22 protein-coding genes, 1 tRNA gene and 2 pseudogenes are annotated in these 18,804 nt (G+C 64.0%); 16 read left to right on the top strand and 9 right to left on the bottom strand.

What is annotated here, in order from left to right:
* The 4 genes from AC5RWD_RS20880 to AC5RWD_RS20865 form a co-directional block, all read left to right on the top strand.
* Positions 1–226 (top strand): PDZ domain-containing protein (locus AC5RWD_RS20880; protein ID WP_494021837.1); only part of this gene is annotated, 226 nt, incomplete at its 5' end.
* Between the two features lie 179 nt (positions 227–405).
* A complete protein-coding gene (locus AC5RWD_RS20875) occupies positions 406–708 on the top strand; it encodes a DUF4193 domain-containing protein (RefSeq protein ID WP_494021836.1) in 303 nt (100 codons plus the stop codon).
* Positions 709–1,035: 327 nt separating this feature from the next.
* Positions 1,036–1,461: an Hsp20/alpha crystallin family protein gene (locus tag AC5RWD_RS20870; protein ID WP_494021835.1), complete on the top strand. Its 426-nt coding sequence runs from the start codon at positions 1,036–1,038 to the stop codon at positions 1,459–1,461.
* Positions 1,462–1,648: 187 nt separating this feature from the next.
* Positions 1,649–2,395 carry a hypothetical protein gene (locus tag AC5RWD_RS20865; protein WP_494021834.1) on the top strand — a complete coding sequence of 249 codons (747 nt, stop codon included), beginning with the start codon at positions 1,649–1,651 and terminating at the stop codon, positions 2,393–2,395.
* Between the two features lie 167 nt (positions 2,396–2,562).
* On the opposite strand, the gene AC5RWD_RS20860 is transcribed toward AC5RWD_RS20865, so the two are convergent.
* From AC5RWD_RS20860 to AC5RWD_RS20850, 3 genes are all read right to left on the bottom strand, one after another.
* Positions 2,563–2,955 carry a hypothetical protein gene (locus tag AC5RWD_RS20860; RefSeq protein WP_353710640.1) on the bottom strand — a complete coding sequence of 131 codons (393 nt, stop codon included), beginning with the start codon at positions 2,953–2,955 and terminating at the stop codon, positions 2,563–2,565.
* A 37-nt stretch (positions 2,956–2,992) separates the two neighbouring features.
* A complete protein-coding gene (locus AC5RWD_RS20855; protein ID WP_494021833.1) occupies positions 2,993–3,403 on the bottom strand; it encodes a J domain-containing protein in 411 nt (136 codons plus the stop codon).
* 131 nt (positions 3,404–3,534) lie between these two features.
* Positions 3,535–3,957, bottom strand: coding sequence for an Hsp20/alpha crystallin family protein (locus AC5RWD_RS20850; protein WP_353713365.1), 423 nt, complete (start codon positions 3,955–3,957; stop codon positions 3,535–3,537).
* A 136-nt stretch (positions 3,958–4,093) separates the two neighbouring features.
* Here AC5RWD_RS20850 and AC5RWD_RS20845 point away from each other — a divergent pair, with 136 nt between their 5' ends.
* Positions 4,094–4,420: a MerR family transcriptional regulator gene (locus AC5RWD_RS20845; RefSeq protein ID WP_353710638.1), complete on the top strand. Its 327-nt coding sequence runs from the start codon at positions 4,094–4,096 to the stop codon at positions 4,418–4,420.
* 333 nt (positions 4,421–4,753) lie between these two features.
* Here AC5RWD_RS20845 and AC5RWD_RS20840 read toward each other — a convergent pair whose 3' ends face one another.
* Together AC5RWD_RS20840 and AC5RWD_RS20835 are read right to left on the bottom strand one after the other, a co-directional pair.
* The gene (locus AC5RWD_RS20840; RefSeq protein ID WP_353710637.1) at positions 4,754–5,002 is read right to left on the bottom strand and encodes a hypothetical protein; all 249 of its coding nucleotides are present in this window, start codon (positions 5,000–5,002) and stop codon (positions 4,754–4,756) included.
* Between the two features lie 64 nt (positions 5,003–5,066).
* Positions 5,067–5,139: transfer RNA gene (locus AC5RWD_RS20835), tRNA-Lys, on the bottom strand.
* A gap of 213 nt (positions 5,140–5,352) precedes the next feature.
* Between AC5RWD_RS20835 and AC5RWD_RS20830 the strand changes: the two genes are divergently transcribed.
* The 5 genes from AC5RWD_RS20830 (at position 5,353) to AC5RWD_RS20810 (ending at position 9,591) form a co-directional block, all read left to right on the top strand.
* A complete protein-coding gene (locus AC5RWD_RS20830) occupies positions 5,353–5,778 on the top strand; it encodes an Hsp20/alpha crystallin family protein (protein ID WP_353710636.1) in 426 nt (141 codons plus the stop codon).
* Between the two features lie 267 nt (positions 5,779–6,045).
* Positions 6,046–6,357: a hypothetical protein gene (locus AC5RWD_RS20825; protein ID WP_494021832.1), complete on the top strand. Its 312-nt coding sequence runs from the start codon at positions 6,046–6,048 to the stop codon at positions 6,355–6,357.
* A 25-nt stretch (positions 6,358–6,382) separates the two neighbouring features.
* Positions 6,383–8,488, top strand: a complete 2,106-nt coding sequence (gene ftsH / locus AC5RWD_RS20820; RefSeq protein WP_494021831.1) for an ATP-dependent zinc metalloprotease FtsH — start codon at positions 6,383–6,385, stop codon at positions 8,486–8,488.
* A gap of 174 nt (positions 8,489–8,662) precedes the next feature.
* Entirely contained in the window at positions 8,663–8,983 is a 321-nt protein-coding gene (locus AC5RWD_RS20815; protein WP_494021830.1) for a hypothetical protein, read from the top strand.
* A 50-nt stretch (positions 8,984–9,033) separates the two neighbouring features.
* Positions 9,034–9,591: an NADPH-dependent FMN reductase gene (locus AC5RWD_RS20810; RefSeq protein ID WP_353710632.1), complete on the top strand. Its 558-nt coding sequence runs from the start codon at positions 9,034–9,036 to the stop codon at positions 9,589–9,591.
* Here AC5RWD_RS20810 and AC5RWD_RS20805 read toward each other — a convergent pair.
* Entirely contained in the window at positions 9,572–10,000 is a 429-nt protein-coding gene (locus tag AC5RWD_RS20805) for a DUF4913 domain-containing protein (protein ID WP_494021829.1), read from the bottom strand. The two genes, AC5RWD_RS20810 and AC5RWD_RS20805, sit on opposite strands and share 20 nt — an antisense overlap.
* Before the next feature lie 121 nt (positions 10,001–10,121).
* A pseudogene (locus AC5RWD_RS20800) lies at positions 10,122–10,417 on the bottom strand (hypothetical protein); the annotation flags it as partial.
* A 770-nt stretch (positions 10,418–11,187) separates the two neighbouring features.
* On the opposite strand from AC5RWD_RS20800, the gene AC5RWD_RS20795 reads away from it, so the two are divergent.
* Positions 11,188–13,368, top strand: coding sequence for an amylo-alpha-1,6-glucosidase (locus tag AC5RWD_RS20795; protein ID WP_494021839.1), 2,181 nt, complete (start codon positions 11,188–11,190; stop codon positions 13,366–13,368).
* A gap of 540 nt (positions 13,369–13,908) precedes the next feature.
* On the top strand, positions 13,909–14,172 hold the full coding sequence (locus AC5RWD_RS20790) for a hypothetical protein (protein ID WP_494021828.1): 264 nt from the start codon (positions 13,909–13,911) through the stop codon (positions 14,170–14,172).
* A gap of 84 nt (positions 14,173–14,256) precedes the next feature.
* Here the strand turns inward: AC5RWD_RS20790 and AC5RWD_RS20785 are convergent, their stop codons facing one another.
* Positions 14,257–14,724: an Hsp20/alpha crystallin family protein gene (locus AC5RWD_RS20785; RefSeq protein ID WP_353710630.1), complete on the bottom strand. Its 468-nt coding sequence runs from the start codon at positions 14,722–14,724 to the stop codon at positions 14,257–14,259.
* Between the two features lie 275 nt (positions 14,725–14,999).
* Here AC5RWD_RS20785 and AC5RWD_RS20780 point away from each other — a divergent pair.
* Together AC5RWD_RS20780 and AC5RWD_RS20775 are read left to right on the top strand one after the other, a co-directional pair.
* Positions 15,000–15,074 (top strand): annotated as a pseudogene (locus AC5RWD_RS20780) (AAA family ATPase); the annotation flags it as partial.
* A gap of 67 nt (positions 15,075–15,141) precedes the next feature.
* Complete coding sequence (locus tag AC5RWD_RS20775; RefSeq protein WP_494021827.1) at positions 15,142–15,378, top strand: hypothetical protein; 237 nt, start codon at positions 15,142–15,144, stop codon at positions 15,376–15,378.
* Between the two features lie 13 nt (positions 15,379–15,391).
* Here the strand turns inward: AC5RWD_RS20775 and AC5RWD_RS20770 are convergent, their stop codons facing one another.
* Complete coding sequence (locus AC5RWD_RS20770) at positions 15,392–16,210, bottom strand: universal stress protein (RefSeq protein WP_494021826.1); 819 nt, start codon at positions 16,208–16,210, stop codon at positions 15,392–15,394.
* Positions 16,211–16,779: 569 nt separating this feature from the next.
* On the opposite strand from AC5RWD_RS20770, the gene AC5RWD_RS20765 reads away from it, so the two are divergent.
* Positions 16,780–17,076 carry a hypothetical protein gene (locus AC5RWD_RS20765; protein WP_494021825.1) on the top strand — a complete coding sequence of 99 codons (297 nt, stop codon included), beginning with the start codon at positions 16,780–16,782 and terminating at the stop codon, positions 17,074–17,076.
* A 562-nt stretch (positions 17,077–17,638) separates the two neighbouring features.
* A complete protein-coding gene (locus tag AC5RWD_RS20760) occupies positions 17,639–18,037 on the top strand; it encodes a plasmid pRiA4b ORF-3 family protein (protein ID WP_494021838.1) in 399 nt (132 codons plus the stop codon).
* Positions 18,038–18,804 lie beyond the last annotated feature (767 nt).

Here is an 18,804-nt window from a genome sequence, read left to right as displayed (position 1 = left end):
CGGGGCGCTGGCACTCACGGTCCAGGAAGGCGGACCCGCAGACAAGGCCGGTATCAGGCCCGGTGACGTCCTCACCAGGCTCGACGGCGCCGAGCTCGCAACCCCTGAGGACCTGCTCGCCGCGCTCAGAGGCAAGAGCCCCGGGCAGACGGTGACCGTCGAATTCCGCAGAGGAACGACCCAACAGGAGGTCAAAGTTCCGCTGGCCGCCCGCCCAGCCTCATAGGGTACACGCCTGCCTAATGAGCCGGAACGGCAATCCCAGGAACGGGCATTGCGCGGGCTGTACTGCCCGCCCCGCGTTACCGCCTGGAACGTCCCGTCCACGGGGAATAAGGCCCTTGCCCTTGAGGTTGGAACTTGGTTACGAAGATTTGCCCATGACCAGATGAAGGAGCATCAGGGGTGTCCATCGATTACGATGCTCCGCGGGCGACACAGGACGACGAGGCCACGGAACCGCTCGAGGAACTGAAAACCGACAAAACCGGCGCCTCAGTCGGGTCGGCCATCGACCCGGACGAGGCAGACCTCGCCGAATCCTTCGAACTGCCCGGCGCGGACCTCTCCAACGAGGAACTGCTCGTACACGTCGTGCCGGTCCAGTCCGACGAATTCACGTGCATGTCCTGCTTCCTCGTCCACCACAGAAGCCAACTGGCCCGTGAAGAAGGCGGCAAAAAGTACTGCACCGAATGCGAAGGCTGACCTTCCGGGCCGGAGTGTCCACCGGACGCACCGGCGTGACAGGTCCGTCCCGCCTGTCCGCCCGGCCACGCGCCGGCCGCGCCGCCAGCGACAACGCGTCGTTAAGACGCGGATGTCGCCCTAGCCTCCACAGGGCAACCTACACAGAGGGGAGCTCCCCTCCGCCGCCGAACGAGGTGGGACGCAACCGCGCCACCCTCCTTTCCTCATTACGGGGCGGAGTTTCACCCGCCCAGGCCCTTGCCTGAGGTTAACGGAAGTGGTAAATAATCTATGTCAGCGGATACATATCTGCGCCTGTGAAACACGTGAAAAAGGAGGTATGTGATGTTGATGATGAGCGATCCGCTCCGCCAGCTGGACCGGCTTGCCCAGCAGGTGTTCGGCACGGCCGCGCACCCGGCCGCCATGCCGTTGGATGCCTGGCGGGAGGACTCGGAGTTTGTGATCGCGGTCGACCTGCCCGGCGTGGATGTTGACTCGATCGACGTCGACGTCGAGCGGAACGTCCTGACCGTGAAAGCCGAGCGGAAGAACACAGCTCCCGAAGGTGCCGAGCTGATGGCAGCTGAGCGGCCCCAGGGCGTCTTCAGCCGGCAACTGGTCCACGGCGACGCGGTGGATGCCGAAAACGTGACGGCCAGGTATGACGGCGGGGTGCTGACCCTGCGGATCCCGGTCGCGGCCAAGGCACAGCCGCGGAAGATCGAAATCACCAGCGGCCAGGGCGCCCAACAGCCGATCAGCGCTTAGCCGACAGGGAGGAGCGCCGGACGCCATACCTCTCTGCCTGGCAGGCAGCAATAGCGGCCAGGTGCCCCTCCCCCGGCGCGGTCCCCGGTACCCGTGACCCGGGGACCGCGCCCTAGAAGACGAAGGAGACACACGACCCCGGGACCAGAAAGTTCCTGGGAGTATGAGGAGGACGGGGTTCGCTGCAATGCCAGTCACACGCAATGTTGCCTGGGACAGGCGTTTGGAGTCGTTCAAAGGCAGGGACACGGTTGACTACGTGCTCACGGCTGCCTCGATGGCCAGCGCGTGCGCCGCGTGCCGGGCGCCCCTGGAACCCGGTGAGCCGCTCTCGCTGCTGGTGAACGTCACGGAAAGCACCGGGCCGGACGGCACCAATTACGTCACGTTCACCGACTGTGTGTGCCACCGCGGCTGTAGCGGTCCCGGTCTGAGTGTCCAGCGGGGCCGTTGGGCTCCCAGCGAGCTCACCCCTGTGGCGGCCCGGTTGGTCCTGACGCATCGGTCCGTTAACGGAGAGGAACGGTTGGTGCCGGTGCTGGCCTACACGCTGGTCCCGGTCGTGACGTTCCGGGAGAACGACGGCGACCTGACCTCCGCCCTCGTCTCGGTTCTGCTCTTCCATGGCTTCCAGCTGGCTCTGAGCCCGGATTTGGGCGACATCCTGGAAGGGGCCACCGCAACGTCTGCGAGCTGCAGCTTCGCCGTGACACCACAGGGCCTCATCACCCTCAGCATCCGCGGCAAAAACCTCTTCCGGGACCAGCTCCGCACGGAGCAGCCTGCCGACGCGCTGTGGCTCGAAGCCGCCCGCAACGGCCACGTCCTGGTCATCAGCGGGGACAACCTCATCATCACACCCAATGGCCTCGACCTCCGCCACGCCGCTGCCCAGGGCACACTGGTCATCGGCACCGTCCCCGTCCACGCATAGGCCGTGAACTGCTGCCCGGTCCTGCACTGTGGACACCCGGCGCTCCTTCTCCTTCCCGCGGTGGAATAACGCCCCCGGCAACCACTATTTTTTCCGGATCGAAGACAGCCACTGCTTGTCCGGACCGAAGCTCTTCGGCTTGAACCCTGCAGGCCGGAAAACTAAGGTCACTCCACGAGCGGTGGCGGGCCGAAGAGGAATTCGTTGGCGTGGGACACGGCCTTGCGGAATGCGTCGTTGCGGAGGGCCACCAGGTGCTCGAAGTCGTCAACGCCGGGTTCAAGGAACCCGGTGAACCCTGGTCGGAGCATCCAGATGTCCCCTGCCGGTGGCAGGTAGAACACGCCAAAGGAACGGTGCTGGCTGTCCTCTTTGTCGGTCCAGATGGGGACCACGGCGAGGGCGGCACCGGTGGCGGGGTTGATCCATTGTGCGCGGGGCAGTGGCTCCTCGTGGGCCTCGGGGTCCAGGAACGGTGCTGTGCCCTTGCCCCAGCGCTGCTCGAACCGCTCGTGGAAGGCCGGGATCAGGTGTGAGTCGTAGCGGCGCCAGTCGCTCATCGTGGTGGTTCTCCTCTGGGGTCTGGTGCATGTGCGGTTACGCCCACGGTCCGCTCTCCCACCTGACCGGAGTGGCGCGAAATGGCGGTTCCCGGCGCCGGACCATCCGGACCGGAATGACCTGCGGGCGGCCGTTCCGCCTTTCTGCCCGTGGGCGCGCCTCCTGAGCGTCCGCTTCAGGATGTTCCTGAGGCCCGGTCGCCCTGGCGGGTGGAACAGATTTCCTGGTGCGGGCGGCTTCACGGTCATAGGCGCGGCGGCGCTGGGGGTCCCGGAGCACGGAGAACGCCTGCATGATGAGCTGCAGTTCGGCGGGCGCGGACTCACCGCCGGCGACATCGGGGTGGTGCCGGCGCATGAGGGCGCGGTAGGCGCGGGCGATTTCCCGTGACGTTGCGTCAGCGGAAACGTGCAGGACTGCGTAGTGGTCCGGGACAGGTCTGGTCATCATGAAGCCTGTTGCTGCTGGCAGGATTCTTTTGCGTATTGCGGTTGCAGTGGCAGCAGTAGGGGGCAGGCCTCCGGTCCCGCGCCTGGACGCGGGATTCCGGATGCCGCCCCTTCGCGTGCATCGAAGCGTTATGTTCCGATCTGTTGCTGCTGGCCTTTGCTTTCGATTTCGATCTTCCGCGGCTTTGCCTGTTCGGCAACGGGGATCCGCAGTGTCAGCACACCGACGTCGTAGCTGGCCTTGATGTTCTCGGTGTCCAGCGTGTCGCCCAGGATCAGCTGGCGGCTGAAGACGCCGCGCGGCCGCTCGGAAACCACCAGCTCGACGTTGGGCTGGGTGGCGTCCCGGCGCTCCGCCCGGACGGTAAGGACGTTCCGTTCAACGTTCAGATCCACGGCGTCGGGCGAAATCCCGGGCAGGTCAAACGCCACCACGAATTCCCCGTCCTCCTGCCACGCGTCCATCGGCATGGCCGCCGGACGGGCTGCTGTTCCGAAGACCTGCTGCGTGAGCCGGTCCAGCTCACGGAACGGGTCAGTACGGATAAGCATCATTTCCCACTCCCTTCAGCATCTAGATTCCATGGCTACCCACCGCCGGGTATCTGTGACAGTGGATATAGATTTCTTATAGCACTGGTGACAAACTGATGCAAGAGGAATATCCAACCAGATTGACGGGAAACCCATGGCAAACCAACGCAGCAGCGGGCGCCGGCTGTACGCCATTTCAGTGGTGGCGGAACTGCTGGGAACGGGCCAGCAGAACATCCGGCTCTATGAGCGCCGCGGCCTGCTCACCCCGAAACGAACAGAGGGAGGCACCCGCCAGTACAGCGAATCCGACCTCGCGGTCCTCCGCCGCATCGGAGAACTCCTCGATGAGGGGCTCAACCTGGCGGGCGTGGCCAAGGTGCTGGAACTGGAAATGGACAACACCCGGCTCCGGCGCCAGCTAAAGCGCGCCCGCACCTCCCGCCCGATCAAGGACAACGACAACAGTGACGGCGTATAAGGCAAGCAGGGGCAGGGACGGCCGGCGTACAGCCGACGGGCGCCGGCGAAGCTTCTCCAGCACGAACGCCCGAACGGCCCGGGGCTCCGGCCCCGGACGGACCGCCGGGCGGGAAGGTCAGCGACCCGCCGGCGACGGCAGAGCTCCCGCCCGGCATTCCGGCTCACTGTTCCGTGCAGAAGCGTTCCGTTCAGCGGCCAAGGATTCGAACCCGGAGCGGATAGATGACACCGTCCCGGGATTCGTCCCTGGCGGCCGCGGCTTCCATGCTCGCGCACCGGCGGGCAGCCATCTTATGGGTCTGGCTTCGGCCCGGGAGCTGAACGTCTGTCTCTAGGACAGTCCTGCGATCCCGGGTTGCTTCCAGGACGGTTCCCGTCCTGGAAGGTTCCGGCTGAGCAGCTCCAGCAGTTCACCCTGGTCCAGGCCGGTGGCCTCACTGACCTCGGCAAGGGTGGCATCTCCGGTGCGCAGCAATGCCGTGGCGGACTCCCGAAGGGTCCGGCATGCCACGTCCAGCGTGGCTTCGGCGGTTGCTATGACTGCAGCCAGCGCCCTCAGCCCCTGGAGCTCCGGATTCATCTCGTATCACCGCCCTTTCATCTGGATCCACACCGGACTGGGAGTCCGGTGCGCTGTTCAGGTGTGCACCCGGTGGGGATCGAACCCACGACCCGAGGATTAAAAGTCCCCTGCTCTTCCAGCTGAGCTACGGGTGCCCGCCGCCCTGAGCAATATCCGTCGCCTTCTCTCCCTCTCCTCATCAGGATCTATATCACCAACCATAGATTTAGTAGCACTTCCACGCCGCAGGCGCAAGATTTTTTGGGCATAAGAGCCCCCGGAAACTCTTGCACGGGGCGGCGGCCGGTGCTATTTAAATCTATGTCAGCGGATGCAGATCCGGTCGAAGATGATCAAGGAGGCATGTCATGTTGATGCTCGATCCGTTCCGTCAGCTGGACCGCCTCGCCGAACAGGTGCTGGGCACCGTGGCCCATCCCGCCGCCATGCCGATGGACGCGTGGCGGGAAGGTGAGGAATACGTCATTGCTCTCGACCTGCCTGGAGTCGAGGTCGATTCCATTGACCTGGGCGTTGACAGGAACGTCCTGACTGTCCGCGCCGAACGGAAGGACCCGGTCGGCGAAGGCACCGAGATGGTGGCAGCAGAACGCCCCCGCGGGGTCTTCAGCCGACAGCTCATCCTTGGGGACGCCATGGAGACGGAGAACATCAAGGCAGGCTACGACGCCGGCGTTCTGACCCTGCGCATTCCCGTGGCCGCCCAGGCCGCACCGCGGAAGATCGAAATCGAAACCAAGGGAGGCCAGCAGCCCCAGATCAACGCGGCTTAACAGACCGGCACGGGACGCCCGTTACACGCTAACGCTGCCTCATCGGGCGGTAGGCATTCAGAAATGCAACGCCACCGCGCCTTGTAGCGCACATGCAGCAGCAGCGCACGGGCTGTCCTCAACCGGCGGTCCCCGATCGCGTGAGCGGCCGGGGACCGTTCCATTGGTGTCCGGCCGCATGCGGCCGGGGACCACACAGGGATCGCCGCCCCTGTTGACCCAACCATTTCCGGCTTCACGACTGCCGACCAATGTTCCAGGAAGGGGGTGACAGCGGTGAATGATGAGGGCCGGCCGGTTGCCTACACAGCCCTGGCGAGGGGGACGCCGGTTATCTCCCGCTCCGGACGGGCGTTTGGCACGCTGGACCGGGTCCTGGATGACAGAGGGGACATTTTCCACGGCATCGTCGTCGCCACCGGGGCGGGCCCGAGGTTCGTGCCCCGGGACTCGATTGAGCGGATGACAACCACGCAGATCCGTTGCGCCCTCACCGACGAACAAGCCGCGGAACTGCCACCGGCCACGTCTGACCGGCGCACCAGGACCAAACCATGGTTCGCCCGGAGGGTCCCGTGACGGTCAAGCCCCTCCGTTGGCGGCCATGCCAGGAAAAGTTCCTTTCCAAACAGAAGAAGTGGAGGTGTGCAGGGCTATGCCGGATCGTTCCCCGGTTGTTGATCCAAAGACCGAAGCTGATGGCCGGCCGGGTAGCGGGGCCGGTGCGGGTACGGTTCCCTGGCGGACGGAGGGTCTGCCGGGTGGTGAGAGCGGCGCAGGCTCCCCAAAGGGTTCCAGGGGCTGGGGAGCCTGGCAGAAGTGGGCACTGTGGGCCACCCTGCTATACGTTGCTGTCTTTGCCGCGCTCTCGATTCAGGATCAGTCAGCCCGTCCCCAGCCCGTACCATACACAGAATTCAAGGCACAGGTGGCGTCCAACAACGTCTCCGAAATCTTCGCCCGGGGAAACACGATTGAGGGAACGCTGAGGCAGGAACGGCCCCTGCCCGGAGCGACAGCCAATTATCAGCAATTCACCACCGAGCGGCCGGCCTTCGCTGCCGATGACCTTCTCGGCGTTCTGGAGCGAAACAAGGTCGCCGTGCGCGCCACCCCTGCTATCCAGGAACGGGGACTGCTGCTCAACCTGCTGCTGTCCGTGGCGCCCATAGCGCTGCTCGTCCTGTTCTACCTGTGGCTGCTCAAGCGGCAATCCGGGCTGTTCGGCATGGGGGGAGGGAAGAAATTCCAGCCGGTGGACCCAGGGAAGATCCGGGTGACCTTCAAGGACGTGGCCGGTATCGATGAAGTCGAGGCCGAGATCTCCGAGGTCGTTGACTACCTGAAAGCACCCGACAAGTACCGGCTAATTGGAGCCAAACCACCAAAGGGCGTTCTGCTGAGCGGCCCGCCCGGAACAGGAAAAACACTGCTGGCCCGGGCGACGGCGGGAGAAGCCGGGGTCCCGTTCTTCCACGCCAGTTCCTCCGAATTCGTCGAAATGATCGTCGGGGTGGGAGCCAGCAGGGTCCGCGAACTCTTCCAGGCCGCCCGCGATGCGGCGCCTTCGATCATCTTCATCGACGAGATCGACGCGATCGGGCGGAAACGCAGCGGTTCCCTTGCCGTGGGCGGCCACGATGAACGGGAACAAACCCTGAACCAGATCCTGACCGAAATGGACGGGTTCTCCTCCTCCGAAGGCGTCGTCGTCCTCGCCGCCACCAACAGACCGGACGTCCTGGACCCGGCCCTGCTGCGCCCGGGCCGTTTTGACCGCTCCATCACCGTCCACGCCCCGGACCAGAAAGGCCGGGCACAAATCCTGCAGGTCCACTCCCGGACCGTCCGTCTGGGACAGGACACCGACCTCGACGCCCTGAGCCGGATCACCCCGGGCATGACAGGGGCCGAACTTGCAAACCTCATCAACGAAGCGGCCTTGCTCGCCGTCAAACGTGAACATTCCGCCGTCAGTCACCGGGACCTGCTCGACGCGCTCGAGAAGGTGCAGCTTGGCACCGTCCGCAACGTCGTCATGCCCGCGGAGGAGCGCCGGAGAACAGCCTTCCACGAGTCCGGGCACGCCCTGCTGGGCATGCTGGAGCCAGGAGCGGACCCGGTACGGAAAATCTCCATCATCCCCCGCGGCCGGTCCCTCGGGGTGACCCTGTCCACTCCCGACACGGACAGGTACGGCTACGACGAGCACTACCTTAAGGGCAGAATCGTGGGTGCCCTGGGTGGGATGGCCGCCGAGGAACTCGTCTTCGGCGTCGTCACCACCGGCGCGGAAAGCGACCTTCAAACCAGCACCCACCTGGCCCGCATGATGGTCGGGCGCTGGGGCATGTCCGAACGGATCGGCCCGGTCCAGGTCCTTCCGGAAGAAGGTGATCCACGCACCGCCGGTGTCTCCGAGGGCATGCTCGACGCCGTGGCCGATGAAGTCAGAACCTTGGTGGCCGAGTGTTACCAGCGCGCGCGCACCCTTTTGCAGGACAACCGGCGGCGGCTGGACTCTCTGGCGGAACGGCTCCTGGAAGCGGAGACCTTGGATGAACAGGAGATCTACGCTGCCGCGGGCATCGAACGGACCGGAAGACCCGACGGAGCGGAACCGCGCCGGCACATGCCGGATGCGGGTCTGCCGGCCAGTGGGCCTGGTACGCAAGGATCCGGCGCCGGTGCTGCAGCAAGACAATCGTGAGGTCCAGGTCCCAGGAGGAATGAATACCAGGCCCCTGAACCTGCCCCGGCCGCCCGAGGAATCCCTTGTCACCATTTGACGCCAGTGCTATTAAATCTGTGCCAACAGATATAGATCCTTGGGAAATCGCATCGGGACGATTCCCGAAATGGAACTAGATTTGAGGAGAGAACCATGACAATCCAGTACATGGACGACGGTTTTGCCCCCCACGTGGACCGGGGAATCACCACGGCAAGGAGCCGCCTGGAGCCCAGCCGTCTGAGCCGGGATCAGGGCGGGGAGACCGAGAAGCATTCCCGGGCGATGGTCGAACACATCCTCGCCCTCGAACCCGAACGGGTGCCGGCCGTCACCGCCGAACTCTTTACGGAAGCCATCGCTATTGCCAACGCTGTCCGGAAAGCCCAGGGACGAGGACCGGTTACCTCTTTCCGGGCCAGGGACTTCTGGGAAATCCTCAAAGACCTCGTCGACAGCGTTCTTGAAAAATGACCCCGGTGACATGACGCCGGGTATACCCGTTACCGGAAGGAGTGGTTCGTGTGGTGAAGATCGCCGTGGTGGTCGGCAGTACCCGGCCGGGGCGCCGAAGCAGGCAGGTGGCAGACTGGGTTATGGCCAGGGCAACCTCTCGGGGAGGTGCCGAGTTTGAAATGCTCGACCTGGCCGACTACAGCCTGCCGCTGCTGGATGAGCCCATGCCGCCGTCGCTGGGCAACTACCAGCACGAGCACACCAAGGCCTGGGCGAGGGCTGTCTCGCGATTCGATGGGTTCATTTTTGTCACGGCCGAATACAACCACTCCGTTCCCGGCGTCCTGAAGAACGCTTTGGATTTCCTTTATGCGGAATGGAATAACAAGGCCGCCGGCTTCGTCTCCTACGGAAGCGCCGGCGGCGTCCGCGCCGCCGAAAACCTGCGCCTGATCGCCGGTGAACTGCAGATGGCCGACGTCCGGGCCCAGGTGGCACTCTCCTTCGCCACCGACTTCGAAAACTTCACGAGCTTCACTCCAAGCCAAGCCGCAGAAGATGCCCTGGAGCCGCTGCTGGACCAGCTCATTTCCTGGGCAACGGCGCTCAAGTCCCTCCGCACATAAATTGCGGGCGGTTCTTCGCAGGGTAGAGGGGCAAGTTTGGACCGTGTCCCTCGTCCGTTGTGCAGCCCTTGAACGGCCCATCAGTGGAGAGCAGAACGGACATGTGGTGGTCTGCGTGGTCGCGCCACCACACGCTCATCCCCGCTGTGCCCTCCAGACGCAGGAACTCCCAGGCACGCCAGAGCGCTTCGAGGGGCTGATCGCTTCGGCGTGCTTTCACCACTGCGGGCACCAGGTCACACCGCCTTGCACGTTGAGCTGGCGGCGGTAAGGTGTTTGCACGCTTTTTGCTGATGAACTCGGCGACGTTGGATAGAACAGCTCCGGAGCATCCTCGCCGTTTCCTTCCCCGTTCCCCGAGATGCTCGGGACGATCTGCTGGTGAACGCCGTCCAGCTCGTCGTCGCACTCCCCAACGCCTTCACTTATCTGAGGCTCCAGCAGTGACCCACCGGTTACGGGCGGATTCAGCGCGGTTTGCCGGGTCATGTTCTGCGATCGATGCCCGGACTACTTCGGCGTGGGGGCGCTCATCCAGGCAGTTCTCCAGCAGCGCGGCTGAAGCGCCGGAGGCGAACCTGATCGCGCGGCCAGCGGGGGAAAGCGGCAAGATCCGAGACGTCCACCTTGCGGAATGCGTCGTTGCGGAGGGCCACCAGGCGCTCGAAGTCGTCAACGCCGGGTTCAAGGAACCCGGTGAACCCTGGTCGGAGCATCCAGATGTCCCCTGCCGGTGGCAGGTAGAACACGCCAAAGGAACGGTGCTGGCTGTCCTCTTTGTCGGTCCAGATGGGGACCACGGCGAGGCGGCACCGGTGGCGGGGTTAGTCGTAGCGGCGCCACTCGCTCATCGTGGTGGTTCTCCTCTGGGGTCTGGTGCATGTGCTGTTACGCCCACGGTCCGCTCTCCCACCTGACCGGAGTGGCGCGAAACGGCGGTTCCCGGCGCCGAACCATCCGGACCGGAATGACCTGCGGGCGGCCGTTCCGCCTTTCTGCCCGTGGGCGGGACAGACGGGTGCGGCCTTTGTGCTGATTCCCTGTGAGTGTGCTGCCGCCGGTGCGCGCGGGCGGGTCCTTTCAGGTTCCTTTTGAAGAAGATGCCGGTTGCATCCGGTTGCATCCGGGTCTGGCCAGGCCCACGAAAACCTGTACCAGGACCAGATCAAGTAGGGCTTGCCGTCATCTCCGGAATCGAATATCGTCCGGACTTTGAAGATCTGGCAGGCTCTCCACCCGGGATTCCGTCACTCCTGCTGGAGAGACCGCCCAGGACATGGAGTTGTACATCCCCTGAACAGTTCAGCAGGCAGGTAATCCCCGATCACTGGCCCGTACGCTCGCCATGTGAAGGCCAGGGTACGGCTGTGGCCAGCTGCGCACGCACTGGGGGCGCTGCCAGAAGCCCGCCCTCAGGAGGGGTTCCTTGCGTAAGATTGAGTTCAGGCAGGCAGCGACCCCGGATCTTCTTTTTGGCATCCTGTTCAAGAAGACAGGGCCGCTGCGTGCAGTTCAAGAGAGCAACCCGTGAAAGAGCATCCTCCCACCCCTGAATCCTCGGACACCCGGACAGCACCCTCCCTGCAGTCACCACTCGTGGGTGGCTGGAACGCCGGTCCAACGGCGGGACCGCCGGGCGCCGGCGCTGTTACGGTCGTTGAAGGATCCTCCTTCTGCATTTCTTCAGCCGGCGGGGACATCCTTGCCGACCTCACACAGGGCCTCTTTTACCAGGACACGCGCATCCTCTCCTGCTGGTGCCTGACCGTCAACGGCCTTCCGCTCGAGCCCCTGTTGCCCCGTGTTCTGGAACCGTACCGGGCCGTCTTCATCGGGCGGGCCCGGAGCGCACGCGGGCACGCGGACTCGCCGCTGGTGGTGGAGCGCGAACGGCTGGTCGGGGCAGGTCTGCGGGAGGACATTGTGATCCGCAACTACTCGGCGCAGCCGGTCGAGTGTGTGCTGGAGCTGCAGGTGGCGTCGGATTTCGCGGATCTCTTCGACGTGAAAATCGGCCGGACGATGTCTGATGCGCAGCCGGTACGGCGGGTCCAGGGCGATGAGCTGCTCCTCGAAGCGGTCCGTCACCGCCGCCGGCGCGGCATCCTCGTGCACGGCCGGGGTGCCGACGTGGGCGAAGGCCTGCTCCGCTTCGAAGCGCTCATTCCGGCGCGCGGAAAATGGTCCACGAACATCATTGTCACCCCGCTGGTGGAGCAGGGCCTGCCCGCGGACCGGTTCGTCGCATCGACCTCCCCGTTCGAACTGGAAGCGGCACGCCGGCATCGGGCCTGGGGAGAATCAGCTCCCCAGCTGGATCTGGCTAATGACGAGATCGCACGGGTGCTGCGGCGCAGCCACGAAGACCTCGGCTCGCTGCGGATCTTCGACCCCGCCCATCCGGGGCGCGCAGTTGTCGCCGCCGGCGCGCCCTGGTTCATGGCCCTGTTTGGCCGCGACTCCCTCCTGACGGCCTACATGTCACTGCCCGTGGACCCCTCCCTGGCGCTCGGCACGCTGCAGACCCTCGCAGAACTGCAAGGCACCTCGGTCAACCCGGAGACCGAGGAGGAACCCGGACGAATCCTTCACGAGGTGCGCCTGGGCGTCGCCGCCGGAGCTGCCCTCGGTGACCACAGCGTCTACTACGGCACGGCAGACGCAACCGCCCTGTTCGTCATCCTGCTGTCCGAACTGAACCGCTGGGGAATGGAACTGGATGTCCTCCAGTCGCTGCTGCCGCACGCGGACCGGGCGCTGGAGTGGATCCGGGACTATGGAGACCGGGACGGCGACGGTTTCGTCGAATACCACAGTGCCACCCCGCACGGCCTGGCCAACCAAGGCTGGAAGGACTCCTGGGACGCAATCACCTTCGCCGGCGGAAGGCTGGCTGAGCCGCCGATTGCCCTGTGCGAGGTTCAGGGCTACGTCTACGCCGCCTACCTTGGGCGCGGCCTGCTGGCTGCCGCCGCCGGCAGGCGGGACGAGGCCGCTGAATGGGGAGTCCGTGCCGCAAGATTGAAGGAGGAATTCAACAGGCGCTTTTGGCTGCCGGACAAGGGATACTACGCACTGGCTCTGGATGGCAACAAGCGCCCCGTTGACGCGTGTGCCTCGAACATGGGGCACTGCCTCTGGACCGGAATTGTGGATGAGGACAAGGCCAGCCAGGTCGCCGCACGGCTGATGTCCCCCGAAATGTTCACAGGCTGGGGAATCCGGACTCTGGCATCGGACATGGTTGCCTACAACCCGGTCAGCTACCACAACGGCTCCGTCTGGCCCCACGACAGCACCCTCGCCGCCACCGGGCTGATGCGCTACGGCTTCGTAGAGGAGGCCCGGAGACTGGCCACCGGACTCTTCGACGCAGCCATCCGCTTCGGCGGACGGCTACCCGAACTGTTCTGCGGCTTCGACCGGGACGAGTATGACCTCCCCGTCCCCTACCCCACTTCCTGCTCCCCCCAGGCCTGGGCCGCCGCCTCGCCCGTGCAGTTAATGCGCATACTACTGCGCTTGGACCCATATCTCCCAGGCGACGAGCTATGGCTGGATCCTGTCATTCCGGCGGGTTTCGGTTCCTTGCGCGCGCAGAACCTGCTCCTGGGCAACTCCCGCATATCACTGACCGTCACAGGGGAAAACCTCAAGGTGGAGGGCCTGGCCCCCGACGTGAGACTCCGTCACCAGCCACGGCCGGTTGTCTCGGAACTGCTGATGCTCACCGGCCGGGAAGGCTCCGACGGGACAAGCTCCTCAGATAGCAACTAGCCGATACACCGTGCGGGCTGTGATGGGATGCATCCCATCACACTCCTGCTGCTCCGCCCAAAAATCAAGCGCAGACGGTGAAATCAGCCCTGATCGTCATGCCGCCCCGGGTGATCCGCGGAACCCGTACGCACACGTTGCATCAAGAGATTCACAGTGCGACTGCCGTCAACCAGAAGTCTCTTGCACTCCAGCGCCGCCGTCAAAGGGCGTAAACCGAGCGCTCCGGGTGTGGCCGCATCTGCAGGTGAAGACCCATGCACCGCAGATCCATCAGCCCGTCTCCCGGCCTGCGTTCTAGTCCTATCCGGTATTGATAGTAACGGTGCAGGAGACAGGGGTGCGTTCGCCATCGCAGCAGGTTGGGACTTCCGAGCCTTCAGTCACTGCTGCACTTATCGAGCGACGAATATTCCCGTGGCGCTGTCAGGTGAAGAGCCGCAGGCGCTTGGAATAGCTCGAACGGGAACTCGCAGCAACGCATCCCGACCTGGGACGGGAATTCCAGCCCGCATTCACCCGCAAAGGAGATGCACCGGCATGATCTACGGCGTCCTCGCCGCTTTGGCCGGGCTCGGGAGTAGTCATGTGGGAGCCGCCATGGGGCCGACCATCATCGACACCATCGGCTTCCTAGTTCTGGTGGCAGACGGCAACCCATTCCTCAGCTGCATCCGCCGGGAACCAGACGTTTCATTGCCCCTTGTCGACCATGACGCCGGCGGCCAGTCATGCAGGCGGTTTCCCGCCGCCGGTACGCGTCCGACCTGTCCGAACCTCGCACCGCGCCAGCCGGAATGCTGAGGAAACCTCGTGAGCTTTACCGACAGCAAGGCAGGGCAGGTCGCGGTTCTGCCCTGCCTGCTGCTCCGCCCGGAGTTTGGGCGTCTACGTTTGCGCCGTAGACGCCTCCGTTCCGGTGCCGGAACCTGTGGCCCCGGTTCCAGTACCGCGGGTGATCGGTATCTTCCGGGCCGCTGCCTGGGCATCATCGGGAACGGGTATGCGAACTTCAAGGACCCCGTCGTCATAGGAAGCCCGGATGTCTTTCTCGTCCACGGGCCCGGGAACCGTTACGGTCCGCGAAAAGGTGCCGTACCGGAATTCCGAACGGTATCCGCGCTTATCCTTGTGCTCGCTCTTTTCCTCATGACGGACCTCGATCTGCAGTTCATTCCCGACCAAGGTGATGTCGACGTCCTTTGCAGGATCGATGCCCGGTACCTCGGCCTTGACCACCAAGGTCCCGTCCTCGCGGTATTCCTCCACCCGCAACCAGGACCCCAGGTCCCCTTCAAGGAAACGGCGCCACTGTTCGGTGATGTCAGAACCTGCCCGACGGATAATGCTGTTCATCGTTGCCACCCCCTTGTTTACTGCCCGGCCCCTACGACGGATACGGGGACCGGGGATCGCATTTCCAGCACCATTAAGAATTTCCAGCACCATTAAGATAGGGCCGGAAGGCTGCAATGTTAAGGTCTCCACGGCGGTTGCCGACACGAAATGAACGACCGCCCTTGCGGTTTCTGGCAGGGCCCCCCGCCAGCGGCGAGATGATGAGCGCCTGGCTGTTTCCGGCATGAGGCCACCGGGCAGGCCCGAAGAAAGCCCAAGAAGCACACGAAGGAGTCCTCGCGGCCACCAACAGGCCGGACGTTCTGGACCCGGTCCTGCTGCGCCCCGGCCGTTTTGACCGCTCCATCGTCTTTGTCACGGCCGAATGCAACCACTCCGTGCCCGGGTCCTGAAGAACACATTGGATTTCCTATTATGCGGAATGGAACAATCACGCTCCGCCCAAAAACCTGCCCGATCGCCGATGAACTGCAGAAGGCCGATGTTAGCGCCACGGCGTTCTCCTTCGCCGCAGACTTCAAAAACGTCACTACCTTCACCCCCAGACAGGCAGCAGAAGATGCCCGGGACCAGCTCATTTCCTGGGCAACAGCACTCAGGTCCATCCGCACGTCATGGCCTGCCTGCGCTTTCCCGGGCTTGCTGTCCTGACGCTCATCCAGTGTCACCTGGCGATCATGACGTTGCAGCGAGCATGCGCCAGAACGGTTGTAAGTGTTCCCGGGTGCCCCTCTCGCCCATGAGCGCCCAAGACTAACAGTTCCGCCTCTCCCCCGGCAGCGATCAAGGCGCCGATCACGGATTGTCCAGTCAGAAGCTGTTCCGTCACGGCCAGGTTGGGGTCCATCTCCTGCGCCCAGAGCATGGCGTTTCGCAGTACGTCGCGGCTGTGCGACTGTGACGTACGGTGGGGCTTCCACCGCGGCCCGGCATGCTCCACATGAACGATCCGCAGTTCGGTCTGGAGCGTTTGCGCTACACGGATCGACTGCTCCAGAACCTTGCTGCTGCGCAGGTGCCCGTCCACGCAGGCCACCACCGGCCTGCCTTCCTCCCGCTGCGCCCGCACCACGACGAGGGGGCAAGGGCATCCTCCGGCCAGGTCAAGGGATACCGAACCGACCAGTTTCCCGAGGAAACTCCCCAGCCCGCGGCTGCCAACGACAAGCAGGCTGGCATCGAGGGACTCCTGCCGCAGGATCACCCCGGGCAGGCCGGCAACCATGCGGGCACCCACCTTCACGTCCGGTGAAATCTCTGCAGCGATATCGCACCCCTCTTTGACAATGACCTCAGCGGCGTGGCGCAGACCGCTGTCCGCTACGCCCTCTACCGGTCCAACATCCTGAGTGAAAAGCGGCCAGATCCACGCATGAACCACCCGCAGCCGGGCCCCGGAAGCAGTCGCGAAGTCCGCGGCCCACTTCAGCGCGAGCTGAGAGTGTTCGGAACCGTCATAACCCACCGCTACCATCGCTGCCATAACTACCTCCTTTCGATCGAGGGCGCCCTGATGTGCAGCAGGCCGTCACCTCCCGGTTTAATCAGAACGACAGTATTGCCCCACCCAATATTCCCCGGCGCGGCCAGACGAGACATGATGGCTCCTGAGCTGACGGGCACGGCATCACAGCTGCTCTCCCAATGCCCTACCGCGGTTCGGTGTCATCTGCAGAAGGCGTTACAAAATCCCTCGGGCGAGGCTTTCGCCGCGTTCCTCAACACCGGCACGCGCCCGTTCGATGCCATCAACTACCGGGGCGCCCGTGGCGCAGCCCTGTTTTACAACAAACGACGGGTGGCCCGGAAACTCGAGACAACCATCAAGGCCATCACCCGCAGACTTGAACGAGGACCCAAGCGTCACTCTCACGAGCGAATGCGGGCTTGGCTGCTGCTCGGAGGCCTGGCGTGCGAGTGGGAAAGGTGCCTAATTGATCTCATCCAGCCAAACTTACTGCCCGGTAAGGCTTACTTTGGCCTGACGCAAGGAACTACCCTTTCGGGGGTGGCCCGAGGCAATAAATTGGGCCGGGAGCAGAGGATCGGTTCATGGCCAAGGCAGTGACATTTTCCATGACGGCGGTGCCCAAAAACGGTGCGCAGGGCAGCTTCCGCAACACCGTTTTGAGCCTGGAGACAGCTAACCTCAAGGACTGCTTCCTGTCCGTGTTCCACATTAGCGACTCGTACGCACTGCTCAGTGGCGAAGCCCTCCCCGCCTCACACACGACCACAAACGCCGCGCTCCGCGCGTACCTGCTCCGCGGGCTCGTAGGAAACGCCTCCGACTTGGACTTCGACGTAAAAATCGACCGGCGTTCAGAATCCACCCGCTCCCGCTCCTGATCTGATGCTCCGGCCATCGTAACGGGTGTCTGCCCCTCCTAAGAGGGCAGGCAAACCCAATAAGCGATGAGAGGCGGCTATAGCCGCTACCGTCGGCAAGCCGTTCACCGATACGGCGCGCATCCGCCCGGCAAACCGGCAGCACTCTCTTCAGAATGTCCGAGTGGCAGGTTCACGTCCGGTTGAACTACACCCCAACCTGACGTCAGGAGACTGGGCCTGAAGCCGTAAGAATAGGATCGGTTTTCTGCTTATCTGACAGGAGATCAACAGGCTCCTAGAACCCAACCTGAAATTGCTGAGGATGTTTCGGGTGGAAGCGGCCGTGGCCTCAGGAACCCGGGCGGCATCCGGAACGCTGGCCGACCGCTCCCCCGTGCGTGGACTGGCAGGATAGTGCTGTGACGGTACGCACGGAGGAAGTCAAGAATGGGTCGAGGTTGCTGCGGGTAAGAGTGTCGATCGTGGGTAGCGAGCCGTTGATCTAGCGGGTCCTTGAAATCGATTCTTCCCTGACGCTGGACAGGATCCATGACATCCTCCAAACGGTAACGACGGTGACCTGCCAGAGACCGCCTGGACCCTGGGCGAGGTCCTCACCTCCGAGTCAGGTCCCCTGTTCTACGAATATGACTTCGGAGACTCGTGGATCCACCGCTTCGACGTAATCGACAGCATCCCCAAGCCAGCCACCGCCCCAAGGGCGCGGCTGCTGGACGGAGCACGGCGGGCGCCGTTGGAGGATTCCGGCGGCATCGGCGGCTACCACGACGTGCTCGACGCCCTCGCCGACCCCAGCCACGACGAGCACGACGGCCTAAGCGCGTGGGTTGCTTGGACGGTCGGGCCATGGCAGGACTTTGACCCTGAAAACCTGGACATCGATGCCCTGAGCAATGAACTCGCGCTGCTGTTCCCTGCTTCCGCACACCGTCCGGGTCCTGACGTGTCGCATAACTAACGCTGTAAACACCCGGCGAGTTCAGGTGGTGAGTGCAACACCCTGAATTGTGTGGGGTGTCGTCGATGGGCAGGCCGTGGTCGCCGTTGAGCGTTCGTTTAGCGTTCTGGGAAGGGCTGGATGCCGCAGCCAACGGGGCTTTTCAGTACAACGTCCCAATGGGCGCCCTCGCCGACCCCACAATGACGGGCAATCGAAGCGAAGCGTCTATCTGATCTTGTTGCTTCCAGCTCCCGCCGCGCGGTAGTGTCGTCCCTCTTGCGTGACGGCCAGCGGGCGCTCTGCCCTTCCTGCTCCATATGCCGGCTTGCTGGCCCTGAAGACCCAGGTGAGCAGTTGGCCTGTCCCCGCCAGAGCGAGCAAGACGCAAAGAGCAGTGACATAGAGCAGGAACATCAGCGCCGCTACCGTGAACGTGCCCAGAAACGCCACGAGAAGACCTATCGTCCGGGGATCATCCATCGCACTTCGAACCCAACTGCCCGGGGCCTACTCGCCCGGCGGATGCTGCTGCCCGGTCGCCAGGATGGCGAGATCGTGGATGAGTCGTTGCACTTCGCGTTCACGACCCTGGGCAGAAAAGAGAAGAGCGGCCGTCGGCGGTCCGGCGGGAGGACCAGGGGCGGGGGCTGGTTTCGGGACAGGCGCCACCGAAGCCCGTTCCTCAACCTCAAACGGATCAATAAATCTAACCGGTTCCATCACAACGTCCCCCAGTGTTCATGGTCTGCTCTGTCTACCATGAACTGATCCCGGCTATCGCCGGA

Source organism: Arthrobacter sp. CMU6 (genome assembly GCF_059090205.1).
Note: the sequence above shows the minus strand (reverse complement) of the source record. Positions and strands in the feature narration are given on the sequence as shown.